The following is a 22,569-nucleotide window of genomic DNA, read 5'->3' on the forward strand; positions in this document are numbered from 1 at the left end:
TCGTCATATGTCGGAGCCTCGTTCGGCCACAACATCAACAATCGCACGCTGATCCGGAAGGTGGGGTCAAAACGGCGCTTACGAAATACGCACACAGGCTGGCCGAGCAGCGATCTTGAGGCACTCATGCCGTGGAATTACGCGGGCTGAACTGCCTCAGCTTGCCGCTTACGTTTTTAGAGGGGTCCGATTGAGATCTGCGGCAATCACCGAATGTCACTCGTCCTCGTGGACTCTAACGGGGGAAAAAGCGACTTCACCAAGTTGGTCGCAAATCAACTTAAAGTTACGGCTAATTTATTTCTTGTTGACCTTGGTTAGTGTCGATTGCCACTGCCTGGAAGCCATTTTTAAATCGCGCGCATCCATGAGCAGTCTCAATAGAAACCGTAAAATATTGCTCCACAAACCGAACCATACTCATAATATACTCAGGATTCACCATTTTCATCGTTCTAGCGGCGACCAACTTATCTTCATCGTCATCTTCTCTGTGAATGATAGCTAGGACGCACACGTATAATTTGCTGAAAACTCTGTCTTCTCCGATAACGTACACGTCCACTGCCTCGCCGTCCCCAGATAGAGTTCCGGGGATGTATCCATAGTTTAACGGGTATCTGAGGTGTTGGAAACGGGGATGATAGCTACCAATAGGTCGATCGATAATTGTCAGAACACGTCGTCCGATCCACTCAGATCCGAGACGCAACGACTTCTTCTTCAAGCGAGACATCTTCTTTCTCCGGTTGAATTTCTTAGCGGTAGAGCCCGGGCTCGTCTATGACGAAGCGTCTGGACGCGACAGTCGTGGATCGTTGCCGGCGTGAAGGCCTGCAGTGAAACCTGGGACCACTAAGCTGCAGGAGTAATGTCCAACGCCTCATCCTTTAACTTCAGTAGCCAAGTGCGCAGCCATCCTTGCGGCGGTCGGAGCCACCGAGAAGGTTACCGCTTCCCCAGTCGATCCAAATCGCTTGAGCGCCGCCAATTGGTCCATCAGAGGTCCTCACTACGAACCCCCTCCCCTCAAGCCCTTCGCCAAGGACAGTGAGGAGGTCCTCCTCCACCTCGACCACATTAGTCCCTGCCACAGGGAATACGCGGGGTAAGTTGATCGCTGACTGCAAGTCCATACCATAATCCAACACCTTCGACAGCAGGTGGGCATGACCCATAGCCTGATAGTGACCGCCAACTACGCCAAACGGCATGACGACCCGACCGTTTTGCGTCAACATGCCTGGAATGATCGTATGCAGAGGTCGCTTGGCTGGTCCCAGAGCGTTAGGATGACTCCGCTCAAGCACAAAGCTCTGCGCCCTATTGTGCAATAGAACGCCACACCGTGGGCTCATCATACCGCTGCCATACGTATGAAATATCGAGTTTATCAAACTGACGGCATTTCGATCCTTGTCTACCACAGAGATACATACAGTATCCATATGCTCGACGCCGACGAGGTTCGGGCCCTCGCACGGCGGCGAGATGCGCTCAAGATCGATCTTTGAAACCATTTCATCGATGAAACGCGCAGAAAGAATCTGATTTATTGGTATCTTCGAATAGTCCGGATCTCCTAGAAATTTGTCGCGGACGAGGTACGCTACACGAGTGGCCTCAATCTCGCGGTGTACATTAGATAATGACAAAGGGTTCCCGGCGATACGGAAGCGTTCCAGTACTGCGAGAATCAAGAGAGCAGCAATGCCTTGCCCATTCGGGCCGCATTCCACTACTGTGTGCTGGCGATAACTTCTTTTTATTGGATTGACATATTGTCCACGCGCTAGGGCAAAGTCTTCACGTGTGTGCAAGCCTCCATTGTCTCGAAGGTAGCCCACGACATCCTTGGCAATGTCTCCGCGATAGAAAACCTCTGAGCCCTCGCGTGCGATCGCTTCCAACGTCTCGGCCAGGAGAGGCTGACGTTGAATCGCGCCGGAGATAGGGGCTTCACCCTCAACCAAGAACGTAGATCTTGCAGTTGGGTTCTGTCGTAGCAGGTGGCATTGCCGCGACAAATCCTTCGCGGTACAGGGCGTGAGCGCATAGCCGTCCCGCGCATACCTGATTGCTGGCGCCAGAACATTGTGCAATCCCATGCGGCCATGGTCTGCTACTAGTCTCGCCCAAGCTTCCACTGCACCAGGAACGGTCACCGAATGGGGAGACTGACGTCCGATACTCTCAATGCCCTGTTTAAGATACCAGTTTAGTTGGGCGCTGGCCGGAGTGCGACCAGAGCCATTGTATCCAATGATTTGGTCCGAGCCACCTTTAGCCAGTAGCGCGAAACAGTCTCCCCCGATCCCAGTCGAGCCTGCCTCAACAACTCCCTGAACGGCGCAGACACCCACTGCGGCATCTACAGCATTACCGCCCGCGCGAAGGATGTCCAGAGCTGCTATCGTCGAAGCCGGATGGGATGTTGCCGCCATCGCATTTTGGCATACCACTTGACATGAGCGGGGTTCGGTCAGGTTGTCCATGTGCAAAAATACCGCCTGTATACTGACACATTTCAAAGGCTGCCGTTTCGTTATGCGTAGGACTATACAAAGAGCGGAGCTTAGTCGCGGACTTGGCCCTCAGCTCAGACTACCGCAAACGCCGGAATAGCTACTGCAACAAGTTACGCTATTCTAACGCCAGCACGCCATGTCTCGACTGGAACAGCTCCGTCAGGAGTTTGACGCACTCTCACAAAGTCTGCCAAGCTACCCACGCTCAACGCTCCTCGATCTGCGAACCCCAACAAGGCCGCCGGAGAAGAACCGACGAAATTGAAACTTTTAGCCAAAGCGAGGGCCGCCGCTCCAGCATAGAGGAAGATCGCAGGGATTGTCGCACCCGGAAGATAGTCTGAGGCCAAAATACTGACTAGACCTGCCTCAATTACCTGCCGAGTGGATACATTGCCCGTGTGAGATTTGCCACGCAGCAGATTCGGAGTGCCAGACAACACGGCAAGACCGTGTCTATTGGCGGCTTCGGCCGCCTCTATTGAGGTCGGAAATTCGCACATACTCGCTCCCAAATTTGCTGCCTCCAACACGTGAGACTCATCATCATCATCGTGCGTTGCAAAGGTGATGCCTAAATCGCCTGCGATCGAAGCAAGCTCACTACTTCTTGCCCTAAATCCTAAGGTTGAGCCTTCTTCTCGAGAGGCACGTAGGGTGTCTAGCCGCTTCCGGTCGCCGTCGACAACGCTGAGATAGGCATTTTCCCACGCCGCTATTGACTTGAACTGCCTGCGGCCGGCCGAGTGATCAGTCGCGGAAATCACTTTGACCAAGTCGCCATATGCGCTGCATATTTGCCGACAATCTTCTATGACGCCATCGTCGGTCAATTCACACCGAAGATGAATAAAGTGCCTGGAGCGAGTCGCCTGAGCCTCTGTGGATTGTCTAATCGCGCCTAGCGCTTGCTGCACTAGGATCTGCCCCGGCGTGCACCCCGGTATGCGATCGAGCCGTAGTGCCGTGCAACAAGTGGTTATGCCCGCGGCAGCAACGGCAGCATCGTATTGTGCGAACGCAGCAGCAATGGGGATACCCGCACCAGGGCGAGGGGCGAGGTATCGTTCGAGAGCAGAGCAGTGAAGATCGACAACACCGGGCACGATGATGTCGACTGAAGTGCTTTCAAGACACGAGAGTTCCTCGCCAACGATAGACTCAATGATACCCTCACTCCACCGCATCGAGCCATAAAGCAGCTTGCCTGGAGTCAATATAGCGGAGTTCGAAACGGATCCAGCACTAAGGTCCTGCATTAGGTGGAGACCTTCTGGTCCACTCGGAGGTAACCCGGCCGGTAATAAAAATCTTTGCTGGGAGTCCGGACACGCTCTCCTTGCTCCCTGCAGTTGCAACGATCATTGCTCAATTCATTTATTTCCGATAGTACATCTAGGAATAAATTGAATGTCTTCTTTCTGCCTTCTCGCGTAATCCGGTGGACTTCATCATTCTGGCCGCGATCGTCGACCATCATTCTTGCCCTCATCGCCCGATCTTCGATCGTGACAGTCACTGCGGCGTAGTGACAACCCGCTTCCTTAGCAAGCGTTGCTTCGCCATCCATGCTTTGGCCAACCATCTGGCAGCCATTGCGCTCAAAAAAATCATACTCAGCTGCGGTGGGGATGCGGGGGTAACCATGAAATGATGCGTAAACACCATTTGTTTTCACCTCGAACGGAGCCTTCTCTGCGGCGTGAACCAGTCTGTCGCGCAGGATCGGGCAAAACGGCACGGACATATCTGGGTTCCGGAAGCCTATCTTGCGATTACGAGTTTGATTGTAATTTCCAAAACCAATGAAGCTGTCAGGGATATATACAGTGTCAGACTTGTCATTAATGCCGACCGCGCCGCATACGAACGTGCCGACGATTGTCTCAATGCCAAGAAAGGAAAACACTTCCTGAGTGAGCTCGTAATCAATATCAGCAGACGTACCACGCACACGATTGAAGCGACCGTAAGCGACTACGAACGGTATTCCACCGTATTCTGCGAGGAAAATGCGATTGTGGATCCCACGGGGAGTTTCCACTATCAGCTGGCGAGCCCCAGACTCCTTCAAAAACCAGTCCGGCCGCGCAACCACAGCCACGCGCAGGTTTAGCTGTTCTCGGACCGTCTTGATGTTGTCAGGATGCACATAATAACACTCTTGAATATTTCCAATCATCATTTGTGAAATCCATCTGTTGTGTTGACATGGGATTCGGTCTGGCTCTGTTGCTCGAAGTCAGGACAGAGCGGTGGTTGATGTGGGGCAGACGCATGTTCGTTTCGCTGTCCGTTTACAAGACACACGACATCTTGCGCCCAGTGGTCCAGCAGGTTGATCAGTGGATCGTTACAGTTGGGCTCAACTAAAGACAGAGTGAAATACACTAATCCGTCTGCTGGCACCCCAACTACGGTTATTCGATTTTCCGGTGTATTATCAGCGCCGATCGGATGAAAATTGTGGTCAAGATCAAGAGCACCTGGAACGAACTCATCATTGCCATCACCCGAAGTGTTTCGCCATGGCCTCACAACGCCACGCTGGCGGACAGCTTGATAAAGCGAACTCCGGTCTCTTCTGATATCGAATGGATGAACGTTGGCGTCTACGAGTACATCCACCTCCGCTTTCTGGCCTGTCGTTCGCCCCTGTATCAAGAGGCTACCGGTGGATTCGTTCATATCAAAGCTTGGCTCTGGACCAATTGACACGTCTACGATTCCGGAGGCTATCAGCGCCACAAACTTAGCCATCTGCTCGACTCCCGGACCGTTAAAGGCTCGGCAGAGTTGTCGGTGATAATGGCTGGCATACTCTCGGTGTGACGCAGCTGTTAAACCTCCGCGATCCAGGGCGGACTTCAAGACCGGGCGAAGGTCTCGCAGCACACAATCGCAGGCAGCTTTGTAAGGATTTGAGATGCTGCCCTCGAGAGCGTAACGGACGTCCTGCCGCAGTACTGTCAGCAGCCATGACTGCCAACTACCGACACCAGTCTCTTGCAGCGGCGCAAGGGGAGCCAAGATCTTTCGGGGATCGAAACGCCCATACTGAGAGAAGCGTTCAGTAGCGCTTGGCAGCAGGCGACTTGAATCCGAGAGTAAGGTAGGAACAATTCCATCAAGAACTGCTTCAAAGGCGAGCCAAGGATCCGTCTCGGGCGAAGACTTGGATGACAGCAGAAACGTATCAACTGTGCAAGCCATACTTGCTAACAAACACGGCATGCTGTCCGGACCCAATATTGTCAGGTAGTAAACGATCGCCATTTCGAGCTTGATTAGCGGCAGTATTTCTGCCTCGAAGTCGAGTTGCCCATTCTCTCGAGCACGACTGCAGCGTAAGGTCTGGAGCGCTGAGGCAGTAAAAAAGCACCCGGTATGCCGCTTTCGGTCAGCCGTGGTATTCGATCTGCAAAGGAGTGGGAGGCCGCTGCGGCTTACCGCGAAAATTCGTTGAGGTTCACGACCAGAATGCTGATACGTAAGGAGATCGCCATCTTCCGCAGTTCTCTCTCCACTTACGAACTTCCCGCCTCGACCTTCTGTCACGTGCAAGATGGCGTCGATAGCCGATAGCCCTAACCCTCGCAACCCCAGTCGACAACCAGGTGGCACAGCTGTTTCTGAAAACACCCGCTCAACCGGAAAAGGATTGTCGTAAAACTTCGTTCGAGCCGAAGTCGGCAGATGAGGAAATCCAGTCAGAGGATCTGAGTCCGACAAAAGATTGCGCGAATGTCCCGTAGCAAGTAATACACAATCGGCTGTGATTTTCGGCGCGCCATCGCCATCCAACACGATCTCGACCCCAGACACGCCAGGGATCAAATCAATCACCTCGCGGGTCAACAGATCAACGAAGACTTTCTCGTGTTTTCGCAAGCGCGCTATGCGGTGCATGAACGTTTCGAAAAGAGCTCGTCCATGAATATAGCGTGGGGGATAGGATGCCCCGCTTACAACTGCTTCGCTCCCCTCATGCTCCAGCCTATTCCACCAGGTCATGAAATCCCATCTCTCGTCCGGTGGGAGCAGCTTGGATATCCCGACATTGGTTCTATCGGCGCCGAAGCCGATCTTACCTGCCAGTCTATTGAGCATGTTGGTGCGCGCCTGACCGGGATCATGAATCCAGCCACTTCCAAAGGTTCCACTCCGTTCGATGATGGTGACATGAAGTGACCGCTCCAGCGATTGACAGCATAGGTTTGCGGCAAGGCGCTCCAGAGCGTAGGTGCAGGTAGGGCCCCCTCCGACTATCACCAGCTGCGCAACAGGAAGCTCCGTCATGATCAGGCTCCGTGGGCGGTCGATCCATTACTAAGGGGCGCTTGGGGTGCAGATTCCCGATAAACCCGTTGGCGGAGTTCGACGACATGTCCGCTAACCGAAAAGCAAATCAGGCCACTCAAAACGTGCCCTAAGGCTAAGCCAGCTATTACCCCGGGAGCTCCGGCCAAGTTGAAGCCGAAAATCATAGCCGGAATTGTAACGGCAAAACATCGAATGATAGAAAGCCCCAGAGCCAACGCATTTTGTTGGAAAATATTGAGCAGCCGCACCGACATAGTGCACATGCTAAGCATTGGGATGCTCATTGGGATGATGAGAAGGTAAGCCTGAATTTGAGACCGAAAATCCGGATCTGTGTTTGGCAGTGCGATGCACGCAAGCAGCAGTGCTGCTATCCAGACTGGAAATTGAAGGGTGAACAACAGCTGCACCGCGGCGGCGTAGCCCTTGCGCACCCGATCAAGCCTCCAGGCGCCGACGTTCTGACCGTAAAAGACCGCGGCTACCCCGCAGAGGCTGATGCCGAAGAGCATAAAGATTGGCTGAATGCGGTTGATAACCGCGAAGGCAGCTACCGCGCTTTCACCTGCGCGTGCCATGAGGAGCCCAAAAGTGGCAGTCACAAGCGGTGTGAAGAGGGCGGTCGTTAAAAGCGACAAAAAAAGTCGGACAATTTCGGACGGAGCTGGAGCAATTCCGTCTTCAGGCACTCCCACCGCAACATCCGCCAACTTCTGGACATAGTAACGCGCAATCCCCGTGCCAACAAACAGGCTCGCCACGGAAATCGAACCAACCAAGTGAGCTAGTATTACTAGTGGCACGGACGATCCATCAAGCTTATTCCCTACCATTACGATGGCGAGAAGGGCTAAGGTTAGGAGTGCCGGAGCAAGTTGGACAACACTATAAGCCTTCATCGCACCCGTCCCTCGCAGGCACCCCAGATAGACGTGGAAAGCTATCCGACAGACGAACTCCGCACTGGCGTAGAACAAGATGATTTGAAAGGGCAATTTTAGACCTTCTGGAACACGGAATGTTTCAGCTAAGACCTCGCCCAATAAAACGATGGAAACGGCTAAGAGGATTGCCACAGAAAGACAAACACCGAGAACCAAATGAACCGTCTTCGTTATGTCTGCACCTGAATCAGAACCACGAATGCGCGATATGGCGATGGCGCTTGCATCCCCGGCGGCGAATGAAATTCCATACGCCAAACTGCTGATGACGGCTACGTACCCGACGAGCGCCAATAGATCGACGCCCATCAAAGACAGTACTAGGATAGTGACTAATCCGACCAACATCTCCCCACCGAGCGAAAGCGTCGGTGGTACAGACGTCCGGAGCATGGACCTCCTGATCGGGCCTTCAGTATAATCAAACGTATTGGACACCGGATCACCCCTATGCTTCCGAGAAAATTACTTAAGCCGGCTGAGCTACAAGGGTAAGATTAAGTCGTGTCGGCAGATGAACCTTGAATACATCACCCTCATTCATTTCACGTGGTGTGGCCACTGAAACGAGTGCACGCACAACTTCATCCGAATTGCCAGTCAGGCAGGTGACCGGGCGGTCAATCGCCAAAGGAAAATCGTGCCATGTCCCTTTATGTAGAAGAACCCCGGTACCAGGTCGAAATACGAAGAAACGTAGACTCTCAATGTCAAAGATTGTCGTCATTGAGGTAGCGGAAGGAGTAGCCAAAACCAGCCCGAAGGGGGACTCGCCAAGACCTACGAAGAACTGGGTCATCCGAACATGTCGTTCCATCCAAACGATCGAGTTGTCACTAGGATGAATGCGCGCCGTTCGAAGCAACGCCTTACCGGTGTATTCAAATGGAATGTTAGTGCCTTCATCGACATGATCATAGAACGGGATCGGCATCCGCTCAGGTCCAATCTGCTCGTCGATCATGGTGCCGTAAGGCCGAATATTCTCAGTGTCCGCCGCCACAGGATTGAGATGTATTATTTTCATGCTAATCTCCACTATAGACACTTTTCGATAGATTGATTGCCATGAGGTATAGCAGCGACAATTCGACCGGATTGCACGATGGCTTCCAGAAACGTACGCGAGCTGAGTATTTCAGAATAAAGTTCCGAAATACTGTTGTGACAAAGCTGGTAATATTTGTATCTCTCGATGATCCCGTCGTAATTCTCAATGAGTATCCGAGATTCTGGATTAATTCCTGTTACGCACAAAAGACCAGTTGGAGGGCAATCTAGTAGATCAAGGCGAAGGTCGCTGCGATATTCCCGCAGTATTGGTATGATTTTCCAAACATCACCCGTCCAGAAGCCTCTGAACGGAGTGGCCGCCCCCGCCCTAAGCGCCGTTTCACGCTCCCGATGAGTCATCTCCAGATTCAGAGGGAGGCAATCGTGAATTAGGACGGATGCGCTTCTTTCTGATATCTTCTCTATGTTGATGAAATCCAACATCAGGGCTTCAATATTGTGCAATCCATCCAGAAATACAAAATCGGGAGCTCCGCCTAAAATAGCGTCATTATACTTCTCATCAAAAAATAGATTGCTGGACATCCGATAAAGGTACACTTCGTTTTTATTGGCTGCGATATCGGCAGAAATGGCAAGATCGGGGCCGATCCCAATGGCACGATCTGCATGAATCTTTGAGAAGATGTGTCCGCCGACGACCCCCACCTCAATGAAGCGTTGAACTTGGCTGCAGGCTGTTAACAGTTCAAGGAACTCCGAATAGTGAATTCCCGCATGAGCGCTCGGGAACGAATTTGTCGAATGGATCGGCATCAGCTTCCTCGTCCTTCTTAACTTCGTTGGTCTGCCAATGGGCCTTAGAACTGCACGATTATGGCAACTGGTCCTAGCTGCTAATGGAGGTGATCAAGAGCGAGGGTGCGCGCGTCAATTGGCTTGAGCACGTTCAAGAATGGGAAATGTCTTGCCTTCAATTGAGAGGACGGATCTGGTGGCGCCGTCCCGTGACCGTGTAACGAGGAAAGTTCATCGATCGCCTTTTGGTTGTGTTTGAGGATGAGATAGCGGCATCGTTCGGCGCGGCCGAGACTGAACTTCATCTTAAAGTTTATGAGGCTATCTCGGCTGCCGGTTCCATGCCCCCCTCCAAAACATATCCAAGCGATGGGCTCCCCCGTGTTTCGACGTTCGAGCGCGCGTCTTACGATGTGAAAATACAGAAGATCGCTTGCGCCCGCGTAAGTAGCGTTATCAAGTGCCCCGAGCATAAGGACTTGGATCGTATCCCCCGATGCGAGAGTAACTGCCATAGCTACAACATCTGACTGCGTGTGAGCGTAGACGGAAAAAATGTCTATGCAGGGTAACCTCAGAAGCCGAGCGTAGTCGTCTATGTTCAAGAACCATTTCGTTTGGGCTCGCGAGCGAGTCAGACTAACTGCATGAGCATGAGCTATGCCGTACATTTCATCCGCCTGTTCTTTCGCGACTCGCGCAACGTGTAGCCGTCTGGCCGCGGAACGCACACTGTATCGGCACTTTTTAGGTAGCGCAGATATGTACTGATCAATACTGAGGGGGGTCGGCAAAATTGAAACCAACTGGCCGGAGTCTACAATATAGCCTGCACCGGTCCCTAAAACGTCTAAGAAATTCCCGACAGGATTGAGGCGCATGAACTCGCCAATGATGCCCTGGTCACAACACCACTCGCCGTATGCACTGAGTGCTTGCACAAGAAATCTCTGATCGCTGATAGAAAAGTATGGATCATAGTAACCGCGCCAAGGATCGGCAAAAAAATAAGGAGTACCGGGTATCGGCATGGCTACACAAACATGCGCGAACACGTCGTCACCGCGCCGGAACACGAATTTTCGTGCCATTTGACCATAAACACTGCTGAGGAATTCATCGGCAAGGATCCCTATATTCGTGGGAATGCTTATAATTTCGTCGCCTGAACAAACCGTGGGCCAGTATCCGTCCATCTGCTTATTCATCCTCTACTAGATTCACTTTTGATCCGCTCCCAGTTATCTGGCATATGAGCCAAGTCTAGACCGGATCATCTCAGGACAGCCGATACGCCTGGTCATGGTGCCTCAGCACCCTATTTATTACCGATCCAACTACCTGTACGTGCTTTACGTCAAAGGAGGAGACGGGGCGGAAGGCAAATAGCTTTCCCGGAAGATCATCAACTTGGCGCATCTCATCTAGACCGAGCGGCAAGAAACCTTTGCCGCTGTAGGCGGGATGAAGTGGTGCAGGTGGGTCGTAGTATTGGAAGGCGTCCAGCCCCATCCCCCGCAATTCTGCAACAACATCGTTCCGGCCAAATTCGATGACACCCACTAGGTCCGTAAAAGAGTTGGCGCTTGGTTGCCCCGTACGCTGCCATCGAAAACCCCGCCCCTCCGGAGTGGCCTGCCGAAGCTCGCGAACGAAATCTCGCCGCCGCCTCAATACGCCAGGGAGCCCAGGCAACTGCGCAAGCCCGATCGCCGCATGCACTTCACTCATCCGCCCATTAAGTCCCCTGCTGACCGCTGTGTACCCGTCTGTGCTGCCGTATCGCCGTAACGTCCGTAAAGCGTCCGCGACGTTGGCGTGCCGCGTGAAAGCCATTCCACCCTCGCCTATCGGCAAAATTTTCTTCGAGGCGAAGCTCACGACGATTACGTCGCAGAATTCGACCGCTGCCTTGCCTGAGATCGTACTTCCGAGGGAGCCCGCTCCGTCGACAATCACCGGGATCCCGTGCGCATTGGCAATCGCATGTATTTCGTCTAAGCCGGCAAGACTGCCAGCAACTGCCACGAACACGACAGCCCCGACCGCCCCCTCCTTCAGCCTTTCAATCAGCGCTGAAGGCGAGAGGTTTAGAGTACCTTCGTCGACCTTTAGAAATTCAACCGGTAATGAGTTCCAAATCCCACAAAGTACAGTTGCAACAAACGAAAGCGAGGGCATGAGCACCACGCCCTCTTTGGCTGCTGCGGCAACCGAAAGGACCAGACCGGTAGTGCACGATGAAAAAGCGACTGCGTATGAGCCGCCCATGAAAGCCGCGCAACTTTCCTCGAACTGCTCGACGCGAGGCCCAATGGACATCACGGGTTCCTGCAAAGCGAGTGCAATGCTCTCAACCACGTCTACCTGCCAGTCACGATAGTACTCTCTGTAATCCCAGTTAATTGAACTGGCAGCAGCTCTTTGGTCCAATAATTCCGGTAGGTTCGACATCAAGCTTGCTCCGGTTAATCAGAGGACCGAACTTCCAGCAAATCCTCGACAGCTTTTGCGAGCTGGTCAGAAAGATGCCGATGAGTATGCGCTACCAAAATAGTTATTCGACGCAATCGACTGTATTGCTCAGCTAGTGTAGACGCTCCCGCTGGAAGACCAAGCCGAGCAGATAATGTTTCTAGTCTTGTCGGCAATTTACCCGGAAGGGCTACTAGCGTGTCGACCGATTTTGCTTGCATGTTTTTCGGTAATACATTTACTATAATGTCCGTTGGGGACAACGAAGGGACCGCTCTTGCCAGTTCTTCTTCGAAACCGGTGCGCCGCGAAGGACTCTCAAACAACTCGTCTGCGGTGCTCTCTAAATCTGCACGCAGAACAAGGTCGATACGGCATGCTGGCTCAAATAGAACGCCTGTTTTCAGGCCGGAGACGAACTCAAAGTCTCCAATCTTGCCACAGTGATTGAGGATTCTGTCGAGGTATTCGTCGTCACCAAGCTCAAGCAAAGCGTTCGCGTCGAGTAGCTTCTCCCAGCCCTCAGCCCGCCGCTCCGTTATGGTACGGAGGCACTTGTCCAACATCGCATCGGCAGCGCATTTCCTCGGATGGTAGAACCCTTTCTCCGCAACATCATAACGGCTCTCGTGAACGCGATAGAGGTCAGTGAGTATGCTTGCGTCAAACGCTCCTTCGTTTGATGCTTTGAGGCCATATCTGTATATTAGAGGAATGTTATTCGGATTGTCCCGCGCAGGTCCAAGGGGCCAGGCTTCAGCTCCGAAAGATACTGGCAGCGCGGCACCTGCTTTTGCCAGCGTCAATGGAAATTTCCAATCTCGGCCGATCGCCCACAGGTCCCGGTAGCAGACATCGATTATATCTGCCGCATAGACGCCGTGCACCAGATCGTAGACGAACGTCAGAACAGGCAGTAGTTGCAGAACCTCCGAACCGACATCTGCTAAAAGGTCTGTCGGAACACTTCCGCCTAAAATCCTAGGAACATGAGCGATACACTCTACCACCGCAATATGTCGTCGGAGGACGTTGTAGAGCACCGTACTTTCGGTTGACCCGTCATGTTCCAGTTGCTGCTCACAACCTGATAAGACCGCGGCGAGGCACTGTCGCATGCTAACCCTGAATGTGTCAGGACCGTGTACTCGCTTGAACTGGAAACGTAAGGTGTGCCCCAGAGGCAACAGCGCAACGTCATGAAGAAGTGCAAACAGTCGGACGAGGAGCTCAAGGCTGAAATCTGCTCCGAGTGAAGCCTCCAGATCCGTCCTGCCGACTTCGCTTGGGCTAGGACGATTGAGTGACGTGGACATCTCTAACAGCAGCACGGACCAATACACGGTGCCTATACTGTGAGAAAATCTAGTATGCTCCGCCATTGGAAGCCCATGGTACGCCAGTCCTATTTGGCGTAACCGCCTCAACCGTTGAAACGGTTCAGTGCTCATCACCAGCTGTTCGGCCCAAGTGATTTCGTGATCTGCACCAGGCCAAATAGACACACGCATCTTGGACTGAGCAAGTAAATCGATAGCCATCTTGACCGATGTCATTCTGCCCTCATGGGATTTTGATTGCGGGGACGCCCGATCCAGGTGCACAGATAGTCCATATGAACTAGCTTTTGATCTGAGACTATTTGTGGATCCTGCGGAAAATTGTACCCTTGGCCAAATTCTTTCGGGCAATATGGATCTCGTGCAAGCATACTGCGCGAATTGTTCTCATGAAGGTTGTATAGGTAGGAGCGAGCTGCACATCCGCCTCCACACTCCTTCAGGTGGTTACATCCAGAGCAACCGTCGACCTGATCCGGATTTGAGTTGCGCTGCCTAAACACTTTGAACTGATTACTATTGATAATGTCCCTTAGGTCGCACTTCAGCAGATCAAGAGGAGATTTATAATCGTGAAGGTAGACACACGGACTTACATGTATTTCGCCTTCTGGCGTGATACTATGAATTCGGAATGAAGTACGTCCGCAGGGACAGCGCCGGGCATTGGAGTAATTGGTCATCGCAGCGATCGGGGGCTCGCCCAAATCTACAGGATCGCATAGTTCCATTAAACGACTAAAGCCAGTGTAGAACATCTGCGGCGTCAGTGCGACATCCATGTGCTCGGGCTTAGTCGGCTTAATAGAATTGATTCTGACGTTTGCATCATATGTCCTGGCAATTTCTACAAGCCCGTCGATATGTTCGACCGAAAAATTCCAGTTCATCCCGCACATAATAGTAGTGTGCGGCTTATTGTGGGCGCGACAAATCTCTAAGCTTTGGATAGCTTGATGGAATATCTTAGCGCCTCGATTCTTGTTGTGCTCGGCTTCGAAAGGAGAATCAAACGACACATCTACGTCGTTCAACAACTCAAAGGCGTCGAAGTGGTCACGGTGCAGGTGGATCAGAGTGATCCCGCTTGTTGTAAGTCCGATCTCGATTCCTCGGTCTGCAAGAGAGTTTATTATGTAGGGGAGCAATGTGTTCTTTGGATTTGGCCCGTTAGTGAATAGCGGTTCATTGCCACCCAAGTTAACGGTCTCGACGCCGTTTATCGCAAGCTGGTCAACTATTCGGTCGATCATCTCGACGCTCATGTCGCGACCCTTCACGCGAGCATTCATGCTGTAGCAATGGGTGCATCGATAGGGGCAGTCGTTCCCTAGCGTCCAGCCGATATTCTTGATCGTCGGTGTTGTCTCTGGAAGATCGCCATACTCATCCGTTGGCCCTTCATTCAATTTATAGTGAGAGAACTCGTCGAATTCATTGTTTTTTTTAAGTGTTTCCAGAAAATTTAACATCTCTACCATGAAAGTGCCTCTCCAAATAATCGGTATAATGCACGTCATTCGCTGTGGAATGCTCGCTTAGGATGTTAGTTCAGTCTGATTACAGTTTAGTGACGAGTTAAACCCTTGATTTATAAACGCGGCCAACCTGAAGCTGTTGAGAGTATTGAACGTAGGGTATCGCGTGCCTGACTAGGGTATATCTTCTGAGACAATCTCCGTGAGACATAAATAGGTGTATCATTTGGGTTGATTTTGCAGTTATGAGACGATACCCATTCAAGGTCTAGAACCTAATGAGACGTTTATGGCAATTTACGGGTATGCGCGGGTCAGCACAATCGATCAGGATCTGGCGTTTCAAGAGGCGGCTCTTAAAGCGGCCGGTTGCACTGTCATCCGGGCGGAAAAAAAATCCGGATCGACCAAGCAGGATCGGAAAGAGCTTAACACGCTTCTGGAATTTATGCGCGACGGCGACAGCCTGGTCGTAACGCGGGTCGATCGACTGGCGCGGTCGGTTGGGGACCTGCAGGACATCGTACGGCTGCTCAAGCAAAAAGGGGTGACGCTGAAGGCGACGGAACAGCCGATCGACACCAGCTCAGCGGCCGGCAAAGCTTTCCTTGATATGCTCGGAGTATTTGCCGAGTTCGAAACGAACCTTCGTAGAGAACGACAGATGGAAGGCATCGCTGCTGCAAAAAGCAGAGGTGTCTACAAAGGGAGGAAGCCCCATGTTGATGTTGCTGAGATCCGCCGTCTCAAATCCGACGGGATGGGCTCGACAGAAATCGCTAAGACGCTGAACATAAGTCGTGCGAGCGTCTATCGGGCTCTTGGGGAAGCATCATCTTAGGGCGAGATGGCAGTTTCCCGCCTTCGTTTCGGGCATTGCCGCGATGCTAGCTGCAATAACTCGTCCTCGCACAGGTGAGATCGACTTGATCCATCCCGCTGATCTCCGCGCAAGGCCGCGATCTGCTGGTAATGATACAATGAAGAGAGGACGCGCAAAGTGTTCGCAATCAGGGAATAGCAACTGAAGCTCATCCGAGAACTCGGGCTTATGCTTGATCTTCATCGCGAGGAGCGTGGGGATCGTCATCGAAATGCCGAGCTCCGTCGCGGCTGCCAGAACGTGGATCTAGCTCCAGGTCGCCACCTGTCCATTGGGTTCTCGACGTAGTGTCGCTGAAGACGCCGCACGCAACCGCCGTCGGCCGTGCCCCTCACCGCGTTAGGCGATGTTGGCTGACGCCTCCCTGTCCAGCCGCAAAATGCGCGCGGCAGCCTGGTTGTGCTCGGGCTTCTCCCAAGCTACTCCCTTTGCCGAAGGTGCCGTAAGCAGCACCGTCGAACAAGGCAGCCCCGCTGCATCGAATTTCCGCGCAATGAAATCGCTTTCGCCGCGATCATGGCTCGACATGACTAGCTGATAACCGTTGAGCTCGACCATGTTGCGCATCACGTCGACAAACGCGGCAGTGTGGATAATGTCGTTGTGCTGCAGGGGGTCGTCCAACAGGAGCGCTCGCCAGCGCGACCACGGATAGGCGGTGCTGGCAGCGCACAGGATGCTGAAGCCATTGGCGGCGAGCTGACCTTCGCTCAAAACCACTTGCGGCGGCAAATCCTTCCTCGTCTCTATCGCATTTTCTACCCGCTCGCGATATCTGAGCGCCATACCGAAGCTCGTCGCATCGACTCGAGTATCGGCCTTGAACTGGATGCTCTCGCCCGGCGTGCTGAGCATCGCTTCGTTGAAATCGTCGATCACCGTGTTGAGTGGATCAAGCACTCGGCTGGAGAAATCATCCGCCTGGGACTGAAGATCTTCCGAGTAGAGTTTCACCGCATCCAGGGCGGTGGTGGTTACTTTGAGCGTGACCCGAGCGGTAGCAAGCGCGGACTCGAGCGTAGCAAGATAGGCAGCGGGATCTCTGGCCCCCTGGTCACCACCGGCCGCACGCATCGATGCCATGATTTCGTCAATCTCACCTTGCAGCAGTGTATCCTCATTCTCCCGCGCTAGCACTAATTGCCGCTCGGCGAGTGAGTGCAGCTCGCCCAAGGCTGCATCGATCACGGCGCGTCCACGCTCATAACTATCCTGGCTCGGGCTGTCTGACAGGCCGGCGTCGCTCCATCGCCGTTGCAGTTGGAGTGCGGACTGCTCGGCATTTACACGGGTGAGTTCCGCAGCAGCGAGATCCCGCTGAGCGGCATCGAGCACCGCCTGTTCGCGCCGCGCGGCCGCCACGGCTGCGGCAGCGGCGTCAGTGAGCCTCACCAATTGCGCCCGCGCCGCCTCGCCCTGTCCACGTTCCGTAGTTAGGCGGGCCTCGATCTCGCTGATTGTCACATCGGACAGGTTCCGCGCCGCTAGCCGATCGGCGCAAGCGACATTCTCGGCTTGGAGCTGCGACAATCGCGTGCCGAGTTGGCTTACCCGATTCGTTAGTCCATCAAGGTCGCTAGCTGCCGCCACGCGCTGCTCGGTCGCAACGGCCGCGCTCGCCGCCAGCGCGTCGAGGCTGGTTTCAGCGGCCGCGACCGCTGCTTCAGCGTCACTTCGTCGTGACGCGGCAATCGCAACATAGTTGCTGCCTTCAGGCACACCGAGCGCCTGAGCAATAGCCCCGCGGGCATCAATGAACGCTCGTTCGGCCGCATCGGCGTCACGTTGGAGTTTCTCGACCGCTTCTATTGGCGTTCTGAGCGCTGCAATCCTTGCTGCCAACTCAGCTCGGGATGTACGCAGGCCTTCGAGGATATCGTCGGCCTGCGCGAGGCGACTATCGCTCCCCGCCGCAGCAGCATCGGCGAGAGCTTTCAGAGCACCTGGTTCGAAATGAGTGCGACACACAGGACAATCGGTATCGTCCTCGTGCAGATGGCTTGCGAGCTGCGATAAAGCTGAGCTGATCGCCGTGGCGTGCCTATCAGCTTCAGTGCGTTCTAGCTCCGCATCGGCGATACGGGAATCGAGATCTGCGAGCTGCATCTCCGCTGGTGCCACGTCGGCCGCCGCGCGCTCGGCGGCTTCGCGCCCTTTAGCCAGAGCGTCGGCGGTGATGCCCGCATCCGATATGAGATCGAGATAGTCGCGCATCGATTCGTCTTGCGCCTTGGCGGAAGCGGCAACGCTACGCAGCCGCGCTAGATCAGCGACTGCCTCGGCATGCGCCTTGATTGCCTGGTCTGCTTCTGAAATCAACGCTTTGTGCGCGTCGATTGCCCCGACCAGCTGCGCGCGATCCGTTTGATCTGCTGCGATCATGTCAGCGAGTTGCATGCTTCGTGAAAGGTCGGTTCGGCCGGCTTCCAGTATCGCGATATTCTGATCGATTGTAGCTATAGCTGCTTGCTGTTCCGCTACAGCGTCGTTTGCCGGCGCGACGAGCAGGGACACCCGATCGACATGCGCTTGAGCGTCACTGACGGCCCTGCGCAGACGGACCAAGGCAGGCGCATCGAGCTGGCTCTCGGCTTGGCTGATGGCGAACTGTGCGGCGATAGGTGCCAGTGTTTCCAGCGCCGTTTTGCGTTCTACGGTCGCACGCACCGCCTCGGCGATCCTGTCGCCCATAGCCGCTAGACGCTGCGCCACATTCTCGCCGGTGATCGGGAGCGGCTGACCCGATGTCAGTTGCATCAGATTGTCCTCAAGTCGCTTGATGCGCTCGGACACTTCAGCAGCGGTGAGGACACCGCTCGCACGCGCTGCGGCACGCAAGCGCGCTAGCCGGGTCATCCATCCTTGCCAATCAGCAATATTGCGTTCAATCGCGGCAATGGAAGCCCTCTCGTTCTCGATGCGGCGATTAAAGGCCATCACCGTCGGGCGTCCGCGAAGACCTGAGCGAATGCGCTCCAGCCGATCGATCCCGCTCGGACCCTTCAATGCCTGCCATTGATCGTGTGGATCACGGCTTGTGAACCGTTGCTGCGCCGCCTGGCCGAGGAAATGGGTCAAGGCGAGATAAGTGCCAAGGTCGTTGATCGTGCGCCGATCGGGGCGCGCAAGTTGGGCGATGATGTCTGCTATTGGCGTGGTCTTTCCGGCGCCGCGCTCTATCGGATCGTTTCCGGAAAATGTCAGCGAGACGCGGTGCACGCCAGGTTCCGCGCCACGTCTTGTGAGATAATCACTCTCTTCGAGTTTCTTCTTGCCTCCTGCCCTTAAGTAGGGATCGAAGCGGCGGATCTTGCTCGTAAGGCACCATTCGATAGCATCGAAGAAACTACTCTTGCCAAGCCCGTTGGTTCCGGTGAGCAACAAGAGGCCGGGCGCTGGCGGAATGTCGATCTCGAAATCTCCGAAAGTGCGGAAATCTTGAATCGAAATCCGAGACAGGAAGATGTCGTTCATGCCAGACCTCTCCGTTCCCAGGCCTTCACCAGGCCGCTGACGATGTCGTCCGGGGTATTATTCTCGTCGAGTGCAATTCGCTCCCATTCATCGGCGAGCGTGCGTGGCAGCCCTTGGCTTGACGCGTTGCCACTGCTTAGCTCGTCGAGCGCCACATCCTCGAACTTGCCTTCTGCATGCACCCAGGGTCGCGCCAAAAACGTACGCTTCAGAAATTCGGTAAAACTCTCCTCGTCGCGCTTCTCGTCGGCTGGACGGAGCCAGGCGAGCTTACGCGCCACTCGGTCATCGCGCTCTACCATCAATGCCAGCGCGCGCCAAGCGTCCTGCCGCTCACTCGATCGCGGCCCGAGCAACATCAGCTGCAGGTCCAGCGTCTCATTGGTCCCGAGATAGGAGCGCGCTATTACGCATTGGTTGCGGTACCGGCGCAGTGTCTCGCGGACTGCTTCAAGGGTGGCTATGTCGGGCAGCACGCCCAGGACAACATTGAACCGGTCGATGCGGACGCCATGGCTTTCGGCCGGAAGGTCGGTCGGACTTATTGATGTGGATTTGCTGGAGCCGCCATTGAAGGTAGCACTTGCCAGTTCGGCCCTATCCTTGACCTTGAGATCAAGCGCCTGCGCTGCCGAGCGGATGCGCTCCGCGAAATCCGCGAGCCCGGGCGACAAGGTCAATCCATCTGTCATGCCGCGCCTTTCATGATCGCTTTGTCCAGCTCTTCGAAGTGTCGGGCCTCGACCGACGCCAGCAAAGCGCGCAGCGCGGCGGTTCCGGCCGCCACCGCTTCGGAAAACTCGCGGTTGATAGACATGATTAGCGGACCCGATCCATCGGTCTCGCTCAGTGCCGGTTGATCGGCCGCGATCTGGGAGAATGGCCGCTCGGCGTTCCGCACGACCTCGATCGTGGTCTTGACAATCAGAATCACGAACTGAGTCTGCCACATGTAAGTAGCGGCGCACAGCGACATGTCGCTGCCGTTAATCAGATCGGCCGCGCATCCGTGGCCAGCCCAGTCACTGTCACCGTCGCGTAGCCGCACGAGGTTGCCTGGGCCAGCGCTTTTAGGTGATGTCGTCTGCCACGCAGCGGCGATCGCGAGCGCCACGGCAGTGCCACGCACGATCTCTTTCCACTTAGTCGGGCCTACCAGCACCTGCCCAGCATCGCGATTGTCGTCGTCGTTCACCGCGCAAATCATCAGTCGCAGGAAGTGGCTGAGCAGTCCGGCATCATCGCAGAAAGCAGCGTGCCAGTGGGCCCAGGTTTCCGCCATTATGGCGCGTAGATCAGGCGCAATCGTCAGGCCGATCGCTCGCCCTGGATCGGCGTTACTCGCGAAAAATGGGACGAGATGCGCGTTAAGCTGCTCCAGCAGCCAGCTGTCAAGCGCACGATGGATCTGACGCGCCAGGAAATCCGACGCGATCGTGACTGGGTTCTGTGCCGCACCGCCGGGATTGCCGCCGACGATCGTCGGCATCGCGATGCCCTCGGCGTGCAGCGAGTCGACGCTGAGTGCGCGGACATGTTGAGACCAGAGGGCGGGTGCCGCGTGCAGGCGGCTTGTGCGGCTGTGGCAGGCGACGCGAAGGATGGCGACGGCTGCTGGTCCCAACAGCTGAGGGCTGTCGGGCAGGATTATCTCGAACGCCTGATCAGAGCTCCAAGCTCTGACGAGCTCATTGGCCGGGACTGCACCGGACCAGCGAATCTGGTTGGCGTCGCGGCGAAGCTGGACCGGAATTGGCAATTGCAGCGCCATCTGGCGCTGCACGCGCGGCGCTAGCGGGATTTGAGCATCGCGCGCTGCCTCCGAAAAGAGCGCGCGCACTTGCGGAGATAGTTTCGGCACCAGGGTCGCATCGCCGTGACGCGCGAGCCATTCCCGGTGCGTATCCGCATAACTCACCAGATGATCGGCAAACGGTTGGAGAACCAGCTCGCGGCCAGGGCCACGCCGCACGATCACGGCGTCGGCCGCGATCATCTCGCCGGCACAGTCGAGCCAGAAATCGGCAGCCGGCGCCGGCGCGGGGACAGGTGCCGCCACTCTGGCGACTGCTCCGCATTGGACGTGCCGAAATTTGCGCTGAGCGTCTGCTTCACAGGCTTTGATCGTAAGGTATGCAGCAAGTCGGTTTAACGTCGAGGTCGATACCTGGAACATTTCGGCGTGTTGCGTTTGCAGCGTCAAGCGCACCCCAGGACGCAACTGCCTTGCGACGGCGGCGACGAGGCCGATCGCTGTCAGTTGGCCAAGTAGTTCGTCATTATAGGCGGACATGAAATCGAACCTGTCGCCGGCAGCATCGGCGGCACGGGCGCGTAGGTCGATCGCCGTAAGTTTGGCCGAGAGCTCATCAATGCCGGGATGATGCGCAATCATTCTGATCATCCCGGCATGATCGAAGTTCGTCGCTCCAGCAGCAACTAGGTCGATCAAGCCCCCGTCACCCGCCCCACTGACGAAGAAGCGCGGCGTCGGCCTGCCTTCGAATTCTGCCACCGGCACACCAGCATCAGACCAGTAGCTGGCGCTTTGGATGTTCTGCACGGGTTCGCGAGGTTCAAGGCCGAAGCCTACCGCAAGCAACACCATGTTAAACCGCTCGGTCGGCTCATCGCCGACAGCCGGCGTGGGGCCGTCCAGATCGACAAAACTAAGGTCATAACCATCGTGCGCGACGGCTAGGCCGCTCACTCGATGCCGTGTACGACGTTGTAGGCGCTGACCGAGCCGGATGGAAATGTCCTCGAAACCAACCAGCACGTCCTCACGCACCGACCGGCATGTACCCGACTCCCAGTCGAGGATCGGAAGATCGGCGATGGGATCGGTGGCGTCGTGCGCCGGCCAGTCATAAATGTGAGGATCGAGGCGCCGGCGTTCGGTTGTCGACTGCAGTGACAGCAACTCCGTCGCCGTTTCGAACAGGACGACATGGGCATGTGAAACAAGCGCGGCCGCCGCCGCTGCGGTCACGCCAGCAGCGCCACCGCCGATAACAGCGATACGCGGATTCGCGTTGAGATAGCCCAGCTCCTTGAGCGCGTGGACGAGCGTCAACGCACGCACCTGCTGCGAGTAAAATGTGATGCGCCGGTCGCAGGAGCCAATGACAAATAGGTTCGGTCGGTCGCGGACTGCCGCTCCATCAATTATATCTTGAGCCAGCAGCGGATCAGCCAATTGAAGGGCCCACTTCCACTTGCCGCTTGCGCACTGGAAAATTTGCTGCTGCGCGAGCAACCGCACAAATGTTCGACAAAACTTCCTCCCCACCCCTGCGACCGCGCGAGCGG

Annotated in this window: 15 protein-coding genes; 1 reads left to right on the forward strand and 14 read right to left on the reverse strand. The window is 55.0% G+C overall.

The features are described from left to right. Positions 1-896: 896 nt before the first annotated feature. From E8Q41_RS01320 to E8Q41_RS01370, 11 genes are all read right to left on the reverse strand, one after another. On the reverse strand, positions 897-2,495 hold the full coding sequence (locus E8Q41_RS01320; RefSeq protein ID WP_137153702.1) for a gamma-glutamyltransferase family protein: 1,599 nt from the start codon (positions 2,493-2,495) through the stop codon (positions 897-899). Positions 2,496-2,638: 143 nt separating this feature from the next. Further along, entirely contained in the window at positions 2,639-3,787 is a 1,149-nt protein-coding gene (locus E8Q41_RS01325) for an alpha-D-ribose 1-methylphosphonate 5-triphosphate diphosphatase (protein WP_137153703.1), read from the reverse strand. Beyond that, the gene (locus E8Q41_RS01330; RefSeq protein WP_137153704.1) at positions 3,787-4,713 is read right to left on the reverse strand and encodes an MTAP family purine nucleoside phosphorylase; all 927 of its coding nucleotides are present in this window, start codon (positions 4,711-4,713) and stop codon (positions 3,787-3,789) included. Before E8Q41_RS01330 ends, E8Q41_RS01325 begins: the two co-directional genes overlap by 1 nt. Then, complete coding sequence (locus tag E8Q41_RS01335) at positions 4,710-6,827, reverse strand: FAD/NAD(P)-binding protein (RefSeq protein WP_137153705.1); 2,118 nt, start codon at positions 6,825-6,827, stop codon at positions 4,710-4,712. Before E8Q41_RS01335 ends, E8Q41_RS01330 begins: the two co-directional genes overlap by 4 nt. Before the next feature lie 2 nt (positions 6,828-6,829). Continuing rightward, positions 6,830-8,188 (reverse strand): MATE family efflux transporter, encoded by a 1,359-nt coding sequence (locus tag E8Q41_RS01340; protein WP_137153706.1) that lies wholly within the window; start codon positions 8,186-8,188, stop codon positions 6,830-6,832. A 76-nt stretch (positions 8,189-8,264) separates the two neighbouring features. Continuing rightward, positions 8,265-8,822, reverse strand: a complete 558-nt coding sequence (locus E8Q41_RS01345; protein WP_137153707.1) for an ureidoglycolate lyase — start codon at positions 8,820-8,822, stop codon at positions 8,265-8,267. Positions 8,823-8,833: 11 nt separating this feature from the next. Further along, complete coding sequence (locus E8Q41_RS01350) at positions 8,834-9,625, reverse strand: class I SAM-dependent methyltransferase (protein WP_137153708.1); 792 nt, start codon at positions 9,623-9,625, stop codon at positions 8,834-8,836. Positions 9,626-9,705: 80 nt separating this feature from the next. Next, positions 9,706-10,815 carry a GNAT family N-acetyltransferase gene (locus E8Q41_RS01355; RefSeq protein ID WP_137153709.1) on the reverse strand — a complete coding sequence of 370 codons (1,110 nt, stop codon included), beginning with the start codon at positions 10,813-10,815 and terminating at the stop codon, positions 9,706-9,708. Between the two features lie 70 nt (positions 10,816-10,885). Continuing rightward, on the reverse strand, positions 10,886-12,061 hold the full coding sequence (locus tag E8Q41_RS01360; protein WP_137153710.1) for an aminotransferase class I/II-fold pyridoxal phosphate-dependent enzyme: 1,176 nt from the start codon (positions 12,059-12,061) through the stop codon (positions 10,886-10,888). Positions 12,062-12,075: 14 nt separating this feature from the next. Next, positions 12,076-13,638, reverse strand: coding sequence for a hypothetical protein (locus E8Q41_RS01365; protein WP_137153711.1), 1,563 nt, complete (start codon positions 13,636-13,638; stop codon positions 12,076-12,078). Continuing rightward, positions 13,635-14,903 carry a radical SAM protein gene (locus tag E8Q41_RS01370; RefSeq protein WP_137153712.1) on the reverse strand — a complete coding sequence of 423 codons (1,269 nt, stop codon included), beginning with the start codon at positions 14,901-14,903 and terminating at the stop codon, positions 13,635-13,637. Before E8Q41_RS01370 ends, E8Q41_RS01365 begins: the two co-directional genes overlap by 4 nt. 286 nt (positions 14,904-15,189) lie before the next feature. Here E8Q41_RS01370 and E8Q41_RS01375 point away from each other — a divergent pair, with 286 nt between their 5' ends. Beyond that, entirely contained in the window at positions 15,190-15,741 is a 552-nt protein-coding gene (locus tag E8Q41_RS01375) for a recombinase family protein (RefSeq protein WP_137153713.1), read from the forward strand. Between the two features lie 381 nt (positions 15,742-16,122). Here E8Q41_RS01375 and E8Q41_RS01380 read toward each other — a convergent pair whose 3' ends face one another. The 3 genes from E8Q41_RS01380 to E8Q41_RS01390 are packed head-to-tail and all read right to left on the reverse strand — an operon-like array spanning position 16,123 to position 22,522. Continuing rightward, positions 16,123-19,257 (reverse strand): AAA family ATPase, encoded by a 3,135-nt coding sequence (locus tag E8Q41_RS01380; protein ID WP_137153714.1) that lies wholly within the window; start codon positions 19,255-19,257, stop codon positions 16,123-16,125. Further along, positions 19,254-19,949 carry an ABC-three component system middle component 1 gene (locus E8Q41_RS01385; protein WP_137153715.1) on the reverse strand — a complete coding sequence of 232 codons (696 nt, stop codon included), beginning with the start codon at positions 19,947-19,949 and terminating at the stop codon, positions 19,254-19,256. The genes E8Q41_RS01380 and E8Q41_RS01385 overlap by 4 nt, the downstream gene beginning before the upstream one ends. Then, positions 19,946-22,522, reverse strand: coding sequence for an ABC-three component system protein (locus E8Q41_RS01390; protein ID WP_205910349.1), 2,577 nt, complete (start codon positions 22,520-22,522; stop codon positions 19,946-19,948). The genes E8Q41_RS01385 and E8Q41_RS01390 overlap by 4 nt, the downstream gene beginning before the upstream one ends. Positions 22,523-22,569: the final 47 nt, after the last annotated feature.

Source organism: Rhizobium sp. FKL33, from assembly GCF_005222915.1.
In the GTDB taxonomy this organism is placed as follows: Bacteria; Pseudomonadota; Alphaproteobacteria; order Rhizobiales; family Rhizobiaceae; genus Rhizobium_E.